The organism is Halotalea alkalilenta, assembly GCF_001648175.1.
Taxonomy (GTDB): Bacteria; Pseudomonadota; Gammaproteobacteria; order Pseudomonadales; family Halomonadaceae; genus Halotalea; species Halotalea alkalilenta_A.
The window spans coordinates 4,282,560-4,299,590 of the sequence record NZ_CP015243.1; the positions used below are offsets into that span (position 1 = coordinate 4,282,560).

The window sequence follows — 17,031 nt, forward strand, 5'->3', positions numbered from 1 at the left end:
TCGCGTTCAATCCTGCCTCGTCGGTGCCGATGGATGCGATATCCAACCGATACCGCGAACCCATCATGCCGACTCCTGAAGCGGGCGCGAGCCTGCCATCGCTGCTGCTGGCCCTGACGCTTACCTCGGCCACCGCGCTGTACGCCGTCGATGGCGCCCGTCGCTGGCTCGATGCCCGACATGCCGAGGCCGACCGTCAGGCACTGGCGGGCCTGATCGAGCGCGCCCGGCTGCAAAGCCTGCTCGAGGGACGCAGGCTTCGCCTCTGCGCAAGCGCCGATGCCGAGCGCTGCGCAGAGCGCTGGGAGCGAGGCGCACTGCTGCTCGACCCGGTATCGGGGCAAATGATCAGCGCCTTCACCCCCCGAGCGCGCATTACCCTCCATGGTCCGGCGACCGCGCTCGACTTCAGCGCACACCCGGCCGCGAGCGTGCTCAATGCCACCTTCACGCTCTGCACACCACTGCGCCAAGGCTGGCAACTGGTACTCAACCGCGTAGGCAGACCGCGCATGGACTGGGTCGAGCGCGATCAGCGCTGCAGCACCCAGTAGCCCGGCAGCAGCGAACGCCCGGTGTCGGGCGATTCGACCACCATACCGCCGCGCACCAGCCTGGAGGAGAGACCATCCTCGTCCCGATACTCGATGGAAATCTCTATCTCCCTGCAGCGCGGGCGCTCGAGCCCTTCGCAGCGCCGCTCGGGGCCGAGCGGCACCACCGCGACCGCCGTCTGTCCGCTCCCATCTACCCGCTGCCAACGTCCGTAGCCCGCATCGCTCTCCCCCAGCCGCCGCCACGCAATATCCATCTCACCCTCGAGCCGGGCCAGCCGTTCAAGGCGAAGCTGCTCTCCTCGCAGCGCAGGCGGCTCTCGCTCCAGACGCTGGATCAAGGCATCGAGCAGCGGCGACAAGGTCGTCAGCAGCACCAGCACCATGGGCAGCACGATGCCCGACTGGCGCGACGCAGCGCTCACTCGCGGTCCTCGAAGATCGAGAGCGCCTCGAGCCTACTCGCCGCGAGATGCTGATCGAGCGGGTTGCGCAGCACTACCAGCAGGCTGCGCTCGACTTCGACCTGATCGATGCCGACACCGGCGAAGCCCAGCGGATCACTCACCGCTCGCAACGTACAGCGCACCGCCACCGCCCTTCGCCAGTCACTCACCTGCTCGGCGGCGACGAAAGTTAAGGACTGGCCGTCTGCGTCACTGCCCAGCCCATACTCACAGCGAAGTCCTGTGATCCCACGAACCAGCTCCTGCGCCAGGCTACGCCCGGCAATGCGCAGATAGAGCCCGGGCCCATCCCCATCGAGGTAGTAACCAGCGGCGTAGTGATGCCACTGCGCGCCCTGGGCCTCGGCGAAAAGTAGCGGCAGTCCCGCGGCCATCGGATCACCGCTGGCGCGCGCGAAGCGCACGATCAGCGCGCTTTCCCTACCGCCCGCTGGCGCCAGCCGGTCCTCCCCCGGCATCGCACAGGGTGAGCCCTGGCAGACCACGCGACCGCTGCCCCCCGTCACTGCGGCCGGCATCGCAATGCCGCGGTCAGCGGGCATCCCGCCCCAGAAACCGGCCAGGCGCAGCTCGTCCTCGAGCAGCAGGGAAGCCACTCTAACCCGCTCGAAGGCCTGCCAGCGTGCCGCTTCGTAACGAACTCGCTGCTGCAGCACGGCGTGTACCTCGAGCAACATGACCACCAGCAGCGCACCGATCGCGAGCGCCGCAAGGGTCTCGACCAGGGAGAAGCCGTGTTGGTCGCTCAAGGCGCGGCCCCCGAAAGCTCGATCGCACCGGCCGGCGCCCCCTCGCCACAGGCCGGCGGCGCCAAGCCGGGCCTGCGCGGCCACACCAGCCAGACGTGCATCACGCCGTCATCGGCACGCCGACAGAGCGTCACGCCGCCGCCCAATGGCGCAAGGGTGACTGATGATGCGGGTACCCCACGCTGAGACTCGAGCAGCATCCCGATCGCCGAGGTGCCCAGGCTACGCTCGCGCAGCAGCTGCCCACGTCCGAGCGCCACCTCGAGCGCGGCTACCAGCGCCGTGATGCCGACAGCGGCGATCGCCACCGCCGCGAGCGCCTCGATCAGCGAGGCACCGCGCTGGCGACCGGCAGCTTCGGATATCGAGAAATCGCGCATGCAAGACTCCCTGGCGACGCGAAGGCGCCACTTGAGATAGCCATCGGCCAGGCAGGCAACGGTTTGAGTCGGAAGGAATGAAACGAAAAGCTGCGCCGAGGGGCGCAGCTCAGATCGAAGGCTTCGGCAGGAAGATGCTCAGTGAGTGGTCAGCGGGCGAACCTCGAGCACCTCGACGTCGAACAGCAGGATGCGTCCGGCGAGCGGATGATTGAAATCGACCTCGATCCGGTCCCCTTCGACCGTCTTGATCACCCCGGGCAGCTCACCGCCCCCCGGGTCGGAGAACGAGACCACGGTGCCCGTTTCGAGCTCGATCGAGGCATCGAAGGCGCTACGATCGAGCAGCTGCACGTTCTGCGGATTGTACTGGCCGAAGGCGTGTTCGGGTGTGACCTCGAAACGACCGCGCTCGCCGGTACCCAGCCCCCTGAGCGGCTGCTCGAAACCTGGCGGCAGGTTGCCGTCACCGAAGTCGAACTCGGCGGGACGACCGTCGCGGGTCGAATCGACCACGGTGCCATCCTCGAGCATCAGGGTGAAATGGAGCACCACTGAGGTGCCCTCGCCGATCCGGGTAAGATCGTGCTCGATTCCACTCATGACTGCTCCTCTTCTTGCCGGCCGCGACGACCGCGCAGCGCATCCCAGATCAACCCGACCGCGCCGACGCAGATCGCGCTGTCGGCGATGTTGAATGCCGGGTAGTAATAGGCCCTGCGCCAGTGGAACGAGAAAAAGTCGACCACGTAGCCGTGCACCATGCGATCGAACAGATTGCCGACCGCGCCGCCGATGATCAACGCCAGCGCCACCGCCACCAGGGTTTCGCCCTGCTTGAGCCGCGACATCCATACGCTCAGCCCCACTGCCGCGCCGACCGCGATCAGTGCGAACAGCCAGCGCTGCCAGCCGGAGTGGTCGGCGAGGAAGCTGAACGCGGCGCCATAGTTATGCAAAAGCGTCAGGTCGAAGAATCCCTCGATCACCACCACCGGCTGGGCATAGACCAGCAGGCTCGAGGCCAGCGCCTTGGTGCCGAGATCGACCACGATCACCGCCAGCGCCAGCCACAGCCAGCGCAGCGGAGCGCGCATCGGCGCTAAGGAATGCTTATCGAGATCAGGCATAGCGCCGTACCTCGCCCGGACCGCCCGGCAGGTTGAGAATGCTGCGCTCGCAGAGCGTCGGGTGCTCCGGATGGGTGCCTACGTCGGGGCGCCGCTCCCAGCTGCGCTCGCACTTCGGCCATGGGCTTGCGATCACCTTGACCTTGAGGCCATCGATCTCGGTCTCGGCCGCACCCTCACCCGCCTGATCGAGCGGCTCCAGCCGGGCCTCGGAGGTGATCAGCACGAAGCGCAGCTCGTGCCCCAGGCGAGCGAGCAGCGAGTGCAGCGCCTCGTCCACGTAGAGCGTCACCTCGGTATCCAGCGACCCCTTGACCAGGCCTTCGCCGCGCGCGGCCTCGAGGCACTTGTTGACCGCGTGCTTGACCTCCATCACCCGATCCCAGAAGGCGCGACCATAGGCGAAGTCCTGCGGCAGCTCGACGAGTTCGCGATAGTACTCCTCGAGCAGCACGCTCTCGGCGCCTTTGCCCGGCAGGTTCTCGTGAATCTCCTCGGCGGTGAAGGAGAGGATCGGCGCGATCCAGCGACTGAGCGCCCGGGCAATGTGATAGAGCGCGGTCTGGCAGCTGCGTCGCGGCAGCGAATCCGCCTGGGTGGTGTACTGGCGGTCCTTGATCACGTCGAGGTAGAAACTGCCCATGTCCCTCGAGCAGAAGCTCAGTACCTGCTGGTAGACGTCGAGGAAGCGGTACTCGGTATAGGCCTTCTCTATCCGCGCCTGGAGCTGGGCGGCGCGATCCACCGCCCAGCGGTCCAGCGCGATCATCCTCTCCGGCTCGACGATATCGCGAGCGGGATCGAAACCGGTCAGGTTGGCGAGCATGAAGCGGGCGGTATTGCGAATGCGCCGATAGGCGTCGGCGGTACGCTTCAAGATTTCATCGGAGACCGCCATCTCACCGGAATAATCGGTCGAGGCGACCCACAGACGCAGAATGTCGGCACCGAGCTTGTCCATGACCTGCTGCGGAGCGACCACATTGCCGACCGACTTGGACATCTTGCGTCCTTGGGCATCGACCGTGAAGCCATGGGTCAGCAGCGCACGATACGGCGGGTGGCCATCGATCGCCGAGCCGGTGAGCAGCGAAGAATGGAACCAGCCGCGGTGCTGGTCCGAGCCTTCGAGGTAGAGATCCGCCGCCGGGCCTTCGGCATGGGCCAACGGGTGCGAACCGCGCAGCACATGGTAGTGGGTGGTGCCGGAGTCGAACCAGACGTCGAGGGTGTCGAGCACCTTCTCGTAGTCGGACGCCTGCGCGCCCAGGAGCTCGACGGGATCGAGCTTGAACCAGGCCTCGATGCCTTCGCGCTCGACCCGCTGGGCGACCTCTTCCATCAGTTCGACGGTGCGCGGATGCAGCTCACCGCTCTCACGATGGAGGAAGAACGCAATCGGCACGCCCCAGTTGCGCTGGCGCGAGATGCACCAGTCGGGCCGGCTTTCGATCATGCCGTGCAGCCGCGCCTGGCCCCAGGCCGGATAGAAACGCGTGCTATCGATGCCCTCGAGCGCCAGCCCGCGCAAGCTGCGGCCATCGGCGCAGGGCTTGTCCATGCTCACGAACCACTGCGCGGTCGCGCGGTAGATCAGAGGCGACTTGTGCCGCCAGCAGTGCATGTAGCTGTGGGAGATGCGTTGATGGGCGAGCAATTGCCCTGCATCGTCCAGCGCGGCGACGATCCGGGGATTGGCCTTCCAGATGAACTGGCCACCGAACAGCGGCAGGGATTCGGCATAGACTCCGTTGGCCTGCACCGGGCTTAGGATCTCATCGAAGCTCATCCCATGGCGGCGGCAGGAGTAGAAGTCGTCCTCGCCATAGGCCGGCGCCGAGTGGACCACTCCAGTGCCGGCGCCGAGTTCGACGTAGTCGGCGAGATAAACCGGCGCAGCGCGGTCGTACCCTGGATCGATACCGGCCAGCGGATGGTGGAACTCGATCAGCTCCAGCGCGGTCCCTGGCGCACGGGCGATGATTTCGCCGTCGAGGCCGTAGCGTTCGAGACAGCTTTCGACCAGCGTCTCGGCCAGCAGCAGCAGGCGCTCGCCGACATCCACCAGCGCATAGGTGAAGTCAGGATGGACATTGAGCGCCTGGTTGGCCGGGATGGTCCAAGGCGTGGTGGTCCAGATCACCACCGCGGCCGGCTTGGCCAGTGCGTCGACACCGAATGCGGCCGCCAGGCGCAGCGGGTCGACGACCGGGAAAGCGACGTCGATCGCGTCGGACTCCTTGTCCTGGTACTCGACCTCGGCCTCGGCCAGGGCCGAGGCGCAATCGAAGCACCAGTTGACCGGCTTGAGCCCCTTGAACACGAAGCCGCGCTCGACGATCTTCGCCAGCGCCCGGATCTCCATTGCTTCGTTGACGAAGTCCATGGTGCGGTAAGGGTTGTCCCAATCGCCCAGCACGCCGAGCCTGATGAAGTCGGCCTTCTGGCCCTCGATCTGCTCCGCGGCATAGGCGCGGCAAAGCTCGCGCGCTCGCGCGGCGGGAAGATGCTTGCCGTGGGTGGTCTCGACCTTGTGCTCGATCGGCAGGCCGTGGCAGTCCCAGCCCGGCACGTAGGGCGCATCGAACCCCGCCATGCTCTTCGACTTGACGATGATGTCCTTGAGGATCTTGTTCACCGCGTGGCCGATATGGATGCTCCCATTGGCGTAGGGAGGCCCATCGTGGAGCACGAAGCGCTCGCGTCCGGCACGGATCTCGCGGAGCTTGGTGTACAGCCCCATGTCGGTCCACTGAGCGAGCCGCTTGGGCTCCTGGCTCGGCAGGTTGCCGCGCATCGGAAAATCGGTGCTCGGCAGGTTCAAGGTATGCTTGTAGTCGTGCTGTCGATCGCTCATGGCCTGCTCGTAGGACTCAGGATGATAAGAAAAAACGCGTCAGCGTTGGTCGACGCCCGCGCTCGAAGGCGTATTCGCATTGCTCGGCGGAGAGAGCGGCGCGGTGGCGAGCTTGAGCGGCCGCCCCGCGTAGCGAGCCTCGACGAAGGTGTCGGGCTCCGCCGCTTGGCTCAGGTAATCACGGCTCACCGCCACGTCGCGATGCAGCTGGGTACGCAGCGCCTCGAGCCCGTCGAAGACGAGTTCGCCGCGCAGCCTGACACACGGCAGTACAGTCAGCCGCTCGCCGTAGAGATCGCCCGAAAAGTCGATCAGGTGAACCTCGAGCACCGGACGCTGGCTGCCGACCGTCGGTCGCCAGCCGAAATTCGCCGCGCCCGGCAGCAGTTCGCCACTCTCGCGCGCCACCATCACCGCGTAGACGCCCCGCAGCACCAGCGGCCCTTCGGGCAACGGCAGGTTGGCGGTGGGAACGCCCAAGGTGCGCCCAAGCTGCCGGTCGGCGACCACACGGCCCTCGAAGCGATAGGGGCGCCCCAGCAGATAGGCGGCCTGGAGAAAGTTGCCGGAAGCCAGCAGCGTTCGCACCCGGCTGCTGGAGACCCGCTCGTCGTCAAGCTGGAAAGCATGAGTGTGTTCGACACTGTAGCCATGCTCGCGGCCGAGCGCTTCGAGCAAAGCGAAGTCGCCGGCACGATCGCAGCCGAAGCGAAAGTCGTCGCCGACCACCAGATGACGCACATCCAGCCCCTCGACCAGTACCCGTTCGATGAAGTCACGCCCCGAGAGTTCGCGCAGACGCTGATTGAACGGCAAGCAAAGCACCTGCTCGACCCCCTGCTCGGCGAGCAGCCTTAGCTTCTCCCTCAACCGAGTCAGACGCGGCGGCGCCTGGGTACCGGCGAAGTACTCGCGCGGCTGGGGCTCGAACAGCACCACGGTCAGCGCCAGCCCCTCGCCATTGGCGTGCCGGCGCAGCTGATCGAGGATCGCGCGGTGGCCACGGTGCACCCCATCGAAGTTGCCGATGGTCGCAACGCACCCACGGTGGCGTTGGCGAAGATTGTGCAGTCCTCTGATCAATTCCATGCGAGATCGTCCCGTTGGCGATGCGTGGCGCCGAGCCGCGCAAACGTCGGCAGGCGCCCCGAGTATAACCGAGCCCATCGGTGTAGACCGGCAGCCGTAGCGCAGGCCGCATGGGCGCTCATCCGCGCATCCTGAAGTGGGAAAGGCGCATGCCGGTGAGCGCCAGCCAAGCGAAATAGACGGCCATAGAAGCCACGATCACCGCACTCATCATGCCTGCGCGCTCGAGCACTCCCCAGGCGAGCCACTGCTGCAGTGGCGGCACCAACCACCAGAGCCCCGCGCCGAGCAATCCGCAGCCACCCCCGACCTGCAGCCAGAAGCGCCGCCAGCCCGGCTGAACCACCAGCACTCCCTGGCGCAACAGGCCACGCGCCAGCAGCCCGGCGTTGACATAGGCCGCAAGCGCAGTGGCAAGTGCGAGCCCCGCATGGGCCAGCGGCCAGACCAGCACCAGGTTGAAGGCCATGTTGGCGGCCATCGCGATCACCCCGATGCGCACCGGGGTGCGAGTATCCTGACGCGCATAGAAGCCAGGCGCGAGCACCTTGATCAACATGTAGGCGATCACCCCGAAAGCCAATGCCCTGAGGCTGCGCGCGGTCATCTCGATGTCGTGGTCGGTCATCGCGCCGTAGTGGAACAGCGTCACCAGCAACGGCTCGGCGAGCAGGAAGATCGCCAGCGCCGCGGGCAGGCTAATGATCAGCACCATGCGCAGCGCCCAATCGAGCATCCGGGAGAAGTGCTCGGTACTCTGGCTGGCGTGCCGCCGGGACAGCGCGGGCAGGATCACGGTGGCGATGGCGACACCGAAGATACCGATCGGCAGCTCGACCAGCCGGTCGGAGTAGTAAAGCCAGGACACGCTGCCGGTGACCAGGAACGAGGCCAGGATGGTGTTCAGCAGCATGTTGATCTGCGCCACGGAGACGCCGAACAGCGCAGGCCCCATCAGCTTGAGGATACGCCTCACCCCGGGGTGGCTGAAATCCGGCCTGGGACGCGGCAGAAGCCCCAGCCGGCCGAGAAACGGCAGCTGGAAACCCAGCTGGATCACCCCTGCGGCGAGTACCCCCCAGGCAAGCCCCATCGCGGGCACCTCGAGGCGCGGTGAGAGCCACAGCACCGCCGCGATCATCGTCAGGTTGAGGAATACCGGGGTCAATGCGGGAATCGCAAAGCGGTTCCAACTATTGAGCACTGCGCTGCAGAAAGCGGTCAGCGAGATCAGCAGCAGATACGGAAAGGTGATCCTCAGCATGTCCGAGGTGAGCGCGAGCTTGCCTGCATCGCTCGAGAAGCCGGGAGCGAAGATCCATACCAGCCAGGGCGAAAGCAGCACCGCGACCAGCGTGATCAGGGTCAGGACCATCGCCAGGCTGCCGGCGGTGGCGTCGAGCAACCGACGCGTCTCGCGCGGATCATCCTTGGTCGCGTATTCCGAAAGCACCGGGACGAAGGCCTGGTTGAACGCCCCCTCGGCGAACAGCCGGCGCAGCAGGTTGGGGATGCGGAAGGCAACGAAGAACGCATCCGCGCCCCCGCCTGCGCCAAGCAGCGATGCGATCATCACGTCGCGCACCATTCCCAGCACGCGCGAGATCATGGTCATCGCGCCGACCACCGCGCCAGACCTGAGCAGCCCCGCCACCTTGCGTTCCTTCATTCGCTCCGTTCCCGCTCACGTTACGAACACAAAAAAACCGGCCGAAGCCGGTTTTTTCTACAGCACCTGACCGGCTTAGGCAGCCAGGCTTTTAATTCGCGCGTTGAGACGGCTCTTGATGCGAGCTGCCTTTTTCTTCGCGATCACGTTCTTGTCGGCGATACGGTCGATGACCGGCTGCGCTTTCTTGAACTCGGTCATCGCGACGCTGTGGTCGCCGGTCTGGATCGCTTTCAGCACGCGCTTGACGAAGGTACGTGCCATCGAGCGCTGGCTGGACTTGAGGACGCGACGCGCTTCGGACTGACGTGCGCGCTTACGGGCTTGCTTGGAATTCGCCACCGTCTACTCCCTGGAGATATCGACAGTTGATTAACGGATAGTTCGTGATTATGCCCGGCTAGAGGCAAATGACGCTGATGCCTGCACGAGCCGAGCTTCGTTACGACCGCGGGTTCTCTGATGCGAAGACCCATGGTCGTACGGGCCATGTCTGAGAGGATGCGGCATTCTATCAGCGAGTCGCGATCAACGCCACCCGTCTCTCAACGCGACGGCGCCTGCCCGAGCTAGAGCACCACCAGATTGTCGCGGTGGATCAGCTCGGGGGATTCGACGTAGCCGAGCCGCGCCTCTATCTCACGGCTCGGCGCACCGATGATCAGCTCGGCCTCGGCGATATCGTAATTGACCAGCCCCTTGGCGACCCGCTCGCCGCGCTCATCGACGCAGACCACCAGATCGCCGCGCTTGAATCGACCGCTGACTTGCCTGACACCGACCGGAAGCAGGCTCGAGCCGTGGGTGCGCAGCACCTCCACCGCACCGTCGTCGATCACCAGCGTTCCACGCACCTGGAGCTGGCCGGCGATCCAACGCTTACGCGCGGTAATCGGCGCATGCTCGGGCTTGAGCAGCGTTCCCAGGGACTCGCCGCGCAGCAGTCGCAGCAGCACGTCTGGCTGCCGGCCGCTGGCGATCACCGTCAGCGCGCCGGAACGCGCGGCCAACCTGGCCGCACGCAGCTTGGTCGCCATCCCACCGCGACCGAGCAGCCCACCGCCGCCCGCCACGGCATCGAGCCGCGGATCGTCGGCATCGCACTCTTCGATCAGCTGCGCATCGGGGTTGCTGCGCGGGTCCGCATCGAAAAGCCCCTCCTGATCGGTGAGCAGCAGCAGCGCTTCTGCCTCGACCAGGTTGGCGACCAGAGCGCCCAGGGTGTCGTTGTCACCAAAGCGAATCTCGTCGGTGACCACGGTGTCGTTTTCGTTGATCACCGGGACCACGCCGAGCGAGATCAGCGTGCGCAGCGCCGAGCGGGCGTTGAGATAGCGCTTGCGATTGGAAAGGTCGTCATGGGTCAGGAGGATCTGCGCGCTGCGCACGCCGTGCCTGGCGAAGTGGCCCTCCCAGCACTGCACCAACCCGGACTGCCCCACCGCGGCGGCGGCCTGCAGCTCGTGGAGCTCGCTCGGGCGCGAGTGCCAGCCCAGGCGGACCATGCCCTCGGCGACGGCGCCGGAGGAAACCAGCACCGGAGCGATGCCGAGCGCGCGCAGCGCGATCAGTTGATCGACCCAGCCACCGATCGCGACCTCATCGAGCCCGCGTCCGTCGTTGGTCAGAAGCGAGCTGCCGATCTTCACCACTACGCAGCGAGCCCGGTCGAGGCTCGCGCGGTCCGGAACCTGCGCACTCATCCCTTACGCCACTCCCCTGCCTTGGAATCGAAAACGCCGCGGTGCATGCCGCGGCGTCTGGAACTTGACCGAGTCGACCGAGCGGCGTTCAGCCGCGCAGGCCAGCCGTGCGCTCAGCGAGCGTACTCGATCTCGACATCATAATCGTCCTCGTCCCAATCATCATCGTCGTCGTCGACGTTCTCATCCTGCTCGACGTCTTTCTCGACGACGCGCCGATGGCGACGAGCGAGACGCTCCTCGGCCCGGGCCAGCGACTCCTGCTCCATCCGCTCGCGCATTTCACGCTCGCGCTCCGCCGCATCCTCGCTTTCAAGCACCTGCTGGCGCTGCTCGACGAGCCAGCGATGAGCGGCCTGGACCAGCTCATCGCAGCCCTCGCGATTGGCCGCGGAAAGCTCGAACACCGGGCCCTCCCAACCAAGCCGCTGCTTGATCTCGGCGACCTTGGCGGCGCGCTCGTCGGGAGCGATCAGATCGAGCTTGTTGATCACCAGCCACCGCGGCAGCTCGGCGAGCGCTGGCGAGAAGCTGGCGAGCTCAGCGGCGATCATCTCGACCGCGGCCACCGGATCGCTCTCATCGACCGGCATCACATCGACGACGTGGAACAACAGCCGGGTGCGGGTAAGGTGCTTGAGGAAACGAAGCCCGAGCCCCGCCCCCTCGGAGGCCCCCTCGATCAGCCCCGGCACGTCGGCGATCACGAAGTGCTCATGGGAGCCGATCTTGACCACGCCGAGGTTGGGCACCAGGGTGGTGAAGGGATAGTCCGCCACCTTGGGACGCGCCGCCGAGACCGCGCGGATCAAGGTCGACTTGCCGGCGTTGGGCATGCCGAGCAGCCCCACATCGGCCATCAGCTTGAGCTCGAGACGCAGCTCGCGACGATCGCCTTCGGTGCCCTGAGTGGTGCGCCGCGGCGCACGGTTGGTCGACGACTTGAAGTGCACGTTGCCGAGCCCGCGACGGCCGCCCTGGGCGACCTTGAGCTCTTGACCCACTTCGGTGACATCGCCGATCACCTCGAGGGTCTCGACGTCGATCACGATGGTACCGACCGGCACCTTGACGTAGAGATCCTCGCCCTGGCGACCGCTCATCTGGCTGCCCTGCCCGGGACGACCGTTCTCGGCCTTGTAGAAGCGCTGGAACTTGAAGTCGATCAGGGTATTGAGCGACTCGTCGCCGACCAGATAGACGCTGCCGCCATGGCCGCCGTCACCACCGTCGGGACCGCCCTTGGGGATGAATTTCTCGCGCCGGAAACTCAGGCAGCCATTGCCGCCATTACCCGCCTCGACGGTGATCGAAGCCTCATCGACGAATTGCATATGCTCTCCTCACGCCTTGCTCGGGCGCCTTCAGCAATCGTACGGCGTGGCGGGAACAACGAACCCGGGAAGGCACTGCATCGACGTCGATTGCACGATCTGCGACGACCCGAAGGCCATCGTTTGAACTGGATGGAGCCGCCCAAGCGGCACTGGCCCTTGCGGGCCGACATGCGAAAGAGCCCCGCAACGAGGGCGGGGCTCTTTCACCTGCCGACCGACCCCGGCATGCGCCAGGGTCGCGGAAGGCTAGATCAGGCCGGGACGACGCTGACGAACTTGCGCTGCTTCGGACCTTTGGTCTCGAACTTGATGTGACCATCGGTCAGCGCAAACAGGGTGTAGTCCTTGCCCACGCCCACACCGGTGCCAGCGTGGAACTTGGTGCCACGCTGACGAACGATGATGTTGCCGGCGATGGCGGCCTGGCCACCGAACAGCTTCACGCCGAGGCGTTTCGAATGAGAGTCGCGTCCGTTGCGCGAACTACCCGCCGCTTTCTTGTGAGCCATTGCACTTTACCTCGCTTCTCGGGGAATCGATCGCTTACGCGCTGATTCCGGTGATCTTGACTTCAGTGAACCACTGGCGGTGGCCCTGACGCTTCATGTGGTGCTTGCGACGGCGGAACTTGATGATGGTCACCTTGTCGCCGCGGCCGTGCGAAACCACCTCGGCAGTCACCTTGGCACCGTCGACCAGCGGAGCGCCGACCTTGACTTCGTCACCGCCGATCAGCAGCACCTGGTCGAAATCGAAGCTCTCGCCGGTGGCGATCTCGAGCTTCTCGAGCTTGATGCGCTGGCCTTCCTTGACGCGGTACTGCTTGCCACCGCTCTTGATTACTGCATACATGGGGGTTTCTCCGAACGACTCATCTGGATCGCTACTTGGTCGACCTGCGTCGAGTGGCGCCCCTTTTGGCACCATCTAACAGGGAGCACGACGAGTTTGGGGCCGCGCATTATAACCATGAAGCCCCCATCACTCAAGTGCCAAGGTCAGCTGCCTTGACGCCTTAGCGCGCCCCGCCTAGCATACCGCGACGGTGCAGCCCCAGGGCATCGCAAGGCTGCCGATGGCGGCGAAGCGTGCCCGTGAAGTTCGAATCACGGCATCGCCTTTACAACTCCCAAGACGGTCGTCTCGTCCGACGCCGGCACCGACACTCTCGGTTGTGACGGATAGAGCGGCGGCGAGCGCATCACAGCGACAGAGCCAGCCATGTCATTCAGCGCCTCCCCGACTCACGCTCCAGTAGCCAAAGACTTCGCCGAAGTCGATAGCACCATTCATCGACGTCTCGCCTCCGATATCCCCTTGGTCGAGACGATCGGCCACTACATCGTGGAAAGCGGCGGCAAGCGGGTTCGCCCACTGCTGGTGCTGCTCGCCGCGCGCGCACTCGGCTACCGCGGAGACAAGCACGTACTGCTGGCCGCGCTGATCGAGTTCATGCACACCTCCACCCTGCTCCATGACGATGTGGTCGACGAATCCCGGCTACGTCGCGGCAAGCCGACCGCCAACGAGGAGTGGGGCAACGCGCCCTCGGTACTGGTCGGCGACTTCCTCTATTCCCGCTCGTTCCAGATGATGGTCGACGTCGGCTCGATGGAGATCATGGCGATTCTGTCCAAGGCGACCTCGACGATCGCCGAAGGCGAAGTGCTCCAGCTGACCAACATCGGCAACGCCGACATCGACGAGGCGGACTACTTCAAGACCATCCAGGGCAAGACCGCGATGCTGTTCGAGGCGGCATCGCATACCGGCGCGATGCTCACCGATGGCAGTAGCGAGCAGATCGAGGCGCTGCGGCTCTATGGCCGCCACCTCGGGCTCGCCTTCCAACTGGTCGACGACCTGCTCGACTATCTCGGCGACGCCGGCACGATGGGCAAGAACGTCGGCGACGATCTTGCCGAAGGCAAGCCGACCCTGCCGCTGATCCAGGCGATGAAGACCGGCACCGCGGAGGAAGCGGCATTGATCCGCCGAGCGATCGAGCAAGGCGGCCTCGAGCACCTCGACGCCGTGCTCGATATCGTCCAGCGTACCGGCTCGCTCGACTACACCCGCGATCGCGCACTCGAAATGCGCGACCAGGCACTGGCCAACCTCGACTGCCTGCCGCCGAGCGAATTCCGCGAAAGTCTCGCCCTGCTGGCACGGCAAGCGGTCGAGCGCAGCGCCTGAACGGCAACGATCGCTTGCAAAAGAACGGCAAAGACTTATAATGCGCCCCGTTCTCGATGCTTGGGGCGAACGCCGCTAGCAGCGGGCAACATGTCGGAGTGTAGCTCAGCTTGGTAGAGCACTGTCTTCGGGAGGCAGGGGTCGTAGGTTCAAATCCTATCACTCCGACCAAAAAGATCCCGCCAAAACCGCCATCTTCGGATCATTCCGGGTGGCGGTTTTTCGTTGCAGATGACGCCAGCGGCATCCGCTCCGCGCGCCCTCGTTCTTCGCACGGCCAGAGATCGCCCGCAAACCGCCGATGAGCTTACGAATGCCGGTCGCGTCTCCCCTCGATGACATCCGCGCCCTGGGACGCCAACGTATTCGGCGTACTGGCCGTCTACCAGGCCATGCTGCCAATCCTGCGTGACACGTCGCACTCGCGCATCGTCAACATCTCGAAGAGTATGCCGCCAAGGCCCTACGCGTCGCGCTGCTCGGCCCCGAAGCGCCGACAGAGACGCTCACGCATGCCACAATGGGCGTAGTTCCGTGGTGATCTGAAACTCCGCCGGCCTTCGCCTATCGGCCATTTGACCAGCTGTTGCCCAAATCCCGCAAAGTCGCACGGTATGACCAGCAACGCCTATGACTAGCGCTGACCGGATTATGCAGTCCCGCAGAGACACATCTCATCGTGGCGGGGGCGACCGTCATCGCGGCGACGTCGCCTGTACTTGCGTCGAGTAGTAACGCCGAAAACGAAAGGACTGAGCCCATGAGACCCATTACCTTCAAGAATCGCGATATCAAGCTTCAGGGTAATCTGCATCTGCCGCCTGGCTTCGACCAGGGTGGCTCCTACGCCGCGCTCGTGCTCGCCACGCCCGGCAGTAGCGTGAAGGAGCAGATTGGCGGTATTTATGCTCAGAAGCTGGCGGAACACGGCTTCGTGGCACTGACTTTCGACCCTTCCTACCAAGGCGAAAGCGGCGGTGAACCGCGCGATCTGGAGGACCCCGCCGCCCGGGTCGAGGACATCCGCTGCGCGGTCGATTATCTGATGACGCTGCCCTTCGTGGGCGAGGAACGCGTCGGCCTTCTCGGCATCTGCGCCGGCGGCGGCTATGCGATCAACGCAGCGCTTACCGAGCACCGCTTCCAGGCTGTCGGGACGGTCGTCGCCAGCGATATCGGCCGTGCATTCCGTCAGATGCAGCCCAAAGAAGACCTCCTCAAAAAGCTCGAGGACATTGGCAGGCAACGCACTGCGGAGGCGCGAGGCGGTGAGCTGCGGCGCGATCCATGGATTCCGGACAGCCAGAAGGAGGCCGAAGCAGCAGGAATCGAGGACCCGGAGTTGTTCGAAGCCATCAAGTTCTACCGCGAGTCGCGCCATCGCCACCCGAACTCCACCAACCGGCTACTCTTCTCGAGCTACGCGCAACTGCTCAGCTTCGACGCCTTCAACCTCGTCCCCGAATTGCTGATTCAGCCGCTACAGGTCATCGTCGGCGGGCGTCGCGGCAACACTGGCCAGTATGAGACTGGAGAGAGGCTGTTCGAATTGTCCCCTGCCGCCGAGAAAGACTTCTTGGTGGTGGAAGGTGCCGGCCACTATGACATGTATTACAAGCCCGAGTACGTGAACCCGGCGATCGACCATTTAGTGCCGTTCTACTCGAAACACCTTCGCGCCTGAAGCGAGGAGCTAGATATGTCTGACACCGCAACGGCTTCTAACACCACGAAGCCTATGCAGAACTCGGCCAGGCAGTTGTTAGCATCCCCTATTGGGCTGTCCGAAGCTATTGGACACTTTTGGCCCACCTGCCAACCTCCCACATCAGCATGGAAGAGACTTCCCGTGCGCTTGTCGAGCCAATCGGCAAACGCATAGCGAATGCGCCGACACCGTAGAAAGACCGGCGATGGGAAGGCTGGCTCAGCCGCGAACGTCGCTCAGCGGGCCGCTGCGGCGATCATCGCCAGCGCTTGGCGATGCAGCTCGGTCGAGGCTGCGGCGATCACTTGGCCGCATGAGTCGAGGCCGAGCGGCCGTCCTCGCCAGTCGCTGATCACGCCACCGGCGCCCTCGACTATCGTGACCAGGGCCAGATAGTCGTATGGCTCGAGCCCGGTTTCGATGATCAGGTCGATGTGGCCCGAGGCGAGCAATCCGTAGCCATAGCAGTCGCCGCCGAAGCGTACCAGCGCGGCCTGCTCCATCACCTGGTCGAGGCCTTTGCGCTCATCGGCGGCGAAGTAGAACGGTGAAGTGGTATAGAACCGTGCCTCGGTAAGCGTCTCGCATCCGCTGACACGACAAGGCTCCCCGTTCAGTCGGGTCGGCTCCCCCACCTGAGCGCTCCACCTCTCGCCGACCGCAGGCGCATCGATCACTCCCAAAAGCGGGCGGCCGTCGCGCAGCAAGGCGATCAGCGTTCCCCAAAGCGGCCAGCCGCTGATGAAGCTGCGGGTGCCGTCGATCGGATCGATCACCCAAACGTACTCGGCATCGAGCCTTTCACGCCCATGTTCCTCGCCGAGGATGCCGTGGTCGGGATAGCGCCGCGCGATCATCGCTCGCAGCTCGGCTTCGGTCTCGCGATCAGCGATGGTGACCGGGCTCTCGTCGCGCTTGGTATCGACCTCGAACGACTGCCGGAAGCGCCCCAGGGTCAGGGGTGACGCGGCATCGGCGAGGGCCTGGGCGAAACGCATCGAAGCGTCGTGATCGGAGCTGGACGTGTCGGCGGGGCTGGGCATGGTCGGGCGATCTCGATGAAGTGACCTTCGGCACCGACGAGGCGATGGACGAGGAGTCGATGGCGGTAAAAAAACGTTGCGTCCTATCCGTTGGTGTGATTTCAATAGACATATCCATAAAAAAGCACATATTCCACAAAACAACAACA

General features: G+C 64.9%; 17 protein-coding genes and 1 tRNA gene. 4 read left to right on the plus strand and 14 right to left on the minus strand.

The window, feature by feature from the left end; genetic code table 11:
• The first annotated feature begins 65 nt into the window (after nt 1-65).
• A complete protein-coding gene (locus A5892_RS19140) occupies nt 66-554 on the plus strand; it encodes a GspH/FimT family pseudopilin (RefSeq protein WP_190295638.1) in 489 nt (162 codons plus the stop codon).
• Here the strand turns inward: A5892_RS19140 and A5892_RS19145 are convergent.
• The 13 genes from A5892_RS19145 to rplU all read right to left on the minus strand — a co-directional run bounded on the left by A5892_RS19145 (nt 533) and on the right by rplU (nt 12,787).
• Nucleotides 533-979 carry a hypothetical protein gene (locus A5892_RS19145; RefSeq protein ID WP_064124138.1) on the minus strand — a complete coding sequence of 149 codons (447 nt, stop codon included), beginning with the start codon at nt 977-979 and terminating at the stop codon, nt 533-535. The two genes, A5892_RS19140 and A5892_RS19145, sit on opposite strands and share 22 nt — an antisense overlap.
• Nucleotides 976-1,770, minus strand: a complete 795-nt coding sequence (locus tag A5892_RS19150) for a PilW family protein (protein WP_064124139.1) — start codon at nt 1,768-1,770, stop codon at nt 976-978. The genes A5892_RS19145 and A5892_RS19150 overlap by 4 nt, the downstream gene beginning before the upstream one ends.
• Complete coding sequence (locus A5892_RS19155; protein WP_064124140.1) at nt 1,767-2,150, minus strand: prepilin-type N-terminal cleavage/methylation domain-containing protein; 384 nt, start codon at nt 2,148-2,150, stop codon at nt 1,767-1,769. The genes A5892_RS19150 and A5892_RS19155 overlap by 4 nt, the downstream gene beginning before the upstream one ends.
• 138 nt (nt 2,151-2,288) lie before the next feature.
• Entirely contained in the window at nt 2,289-2,753 is a 465-nt protein-coding gene (fkpB, locus tag A5892_RS19160; protein ID WP_064124141.1) for an FKBP-type peptidyl-prolyl cis-trans isomerase, read from the minus strand.
• Complete coding sequence (lspA, locus tag A5892_RS19165) at nt 2,750-3,280, minus strand: signal peptidase II (protein ID WP_064124142.1); 531 nt, start codon at nt 3,278-3,280, stop codon at nt 2,750-2,752. The genes fkpB and lspA overlap by 4 nt, the downstream gene beginning before the upstream one ends.
• Nucleotides 3,273-6,137: an isoleucine--tRNA ligase gene (gene ileS, locus A5892_RS19170; protein ID WP_064124143.1), complete on the minus strand. Its 2,865-nt coding sequence runs from the start codon at nt 6,135-6,137 to the stop codon at nt 3,273-3,275. Before ileS ends, lspA begins: the two co-directional genes overlap by 8 nt.
• A gap of 39 nt (nt 6,138-6,176) precedes the next feature.
• On the minus strand, nt 6,177-7,226 hold the full coding sequence (gene ribF / locus A5892_RS19175) for a bifunctional riboflavin kinase/FAD synthetase (protein ID WP_064124144.1): 1,050 nt from the start codon (nt 7,224-7,226) through the stop codon (nt 6,177-6,179).
• 118 nt (nt 7,227-7,344) lie between these two features.
• Nucleotides 7,345-8,895 carry a murein biosynthesis integral membrane protein MurJ gene (murJ, locus tag A5892_RS19180; RefSeq protein ID WP_064124145.1) on the minus strand — a complete coding sequence of 517 codons (1,551 nt, stop codon included), beginning with the start codon at nt 8,893-8,895 and terminating at the stop codon, nt 7,345-7,347.
• Nucleotides 8,896-8,970: 75 nt separating this feature from the next.
• On the minus strand, nt 8,971-9,237 hold the full coding sequence (gene rpsT / locus A5892_RS19185; RefSeq protein ID WP_064124146.1) for a 30S ribosomal protein S20: 267 nt from the start codon (nt 9,235-9,237) through the stop codon (nt 8,971-8,973).
• Between the two features lie 227 nt (nt 9,238-9,464).
• Nucleotides 9,465-10,598: a glutamate 5-kinase gene (gene proB, locus A5892_RS19190; RefSeq protein WP_064124147.1), complete on the minus strand. Its 1,134-nt coding sequence runs from the start codon at nt 10,596-10,598 to the stop codon at nt 9,465-9,467.
• A 113-nt stretch (nt 10,599-10,711) separates the two neighbouring features.
• Nucleotides 10,712-11,932, minus strand: a complete 1,221-nt coding sequence (gene cgtA / locus A5892_RS19195; RefSeq protein WP_064124148.1) for an Obg family GTPase CgtA — start codon at nt 11,930-11,932, stop codon at nt 10,712-10,714.
• Nucleotides 11,933-12,186: 254 nt separating this feature from the next.
• Complete coding sequence (rpmA, locus tag A5892_RS19200) at nt 12,187-12,444, minus strand: 50S ribosomal protein L27 (protein ID WP_027349352.1); 258 nt, start codon at nt 12,442-12,444, stop codon at nt 12,187-12,189.
• A 34-nt stretch (nt 12,445-12,478) separates the two neighbouring features.
• Nucleotides 12,479-12,787, minus strand: coding sequence for a 50S ribosomal protein L21 (gene rplU, locus A5892_RS19205; RefSeq protein WP_027349351.1), 309 nt, complete (start codon nt 12,785-12,787; stop codon nt 12,479-12,481).
• 369 nt (nt 12,788-13,156) lie between these two features.
• Here rplU and ispB point away from each other — a divergent pair, with 369 nt between their 5' ends.
• The 3 genes from ispB to A5892_RS19220 all read left to right on the plus strand — a co-directional run bounded on the left by ispB (nt 13,157) and on the right by A5892_RS19220 (nt 15,815).
• Nucleotides 13,157-14,131, plus strand: a complete 975-nt coding sequence (ispB, locus tag A5892_RS19210) for an octaprenyl diphosphate synthase (protein ID WP_064124149.1) — start codon at nt 13,157-13,159, stop codon at nt 14,129-14,131.
• Between the two features lie 94 nt (nt 14,132-14,225).
• A tRNA-Pro gene (locus tag A5892_RS19215) sits at nt 14,226-14,302 on the plus strand.
• Between the two features lie 589 nt (nt 14,303-14,891).
• Nucleotides 14,892-15,815, plus strand: a complete 924-nt coding sequence (locus A5892_RS19220) for an alpha/beta hydrolase (RefSeq protein WP_064124150.1) — start codon at nt 14,892-14,894, stop codon at nt 15,813-15,815.
• 260 nt (nt 15,816-16,075) lie between these two features.
• On the opposite strand, the gene hisN is transcribed toward A5892_RS19220, so the two are convergent.
• On the minus strand, nt 16,076-16,837 hold the full coding sequence (gene hisN, locus A5892_RS19225) for a histidinol-phosphatase (protein ID WP_223302743.1): 762 nt from the start codon (nt 16,835-16,837) through the stop codon (nt 16,076-16,078).
• Nucleotides 16,838-17,031: the final 194 nt, after the last annotated feature.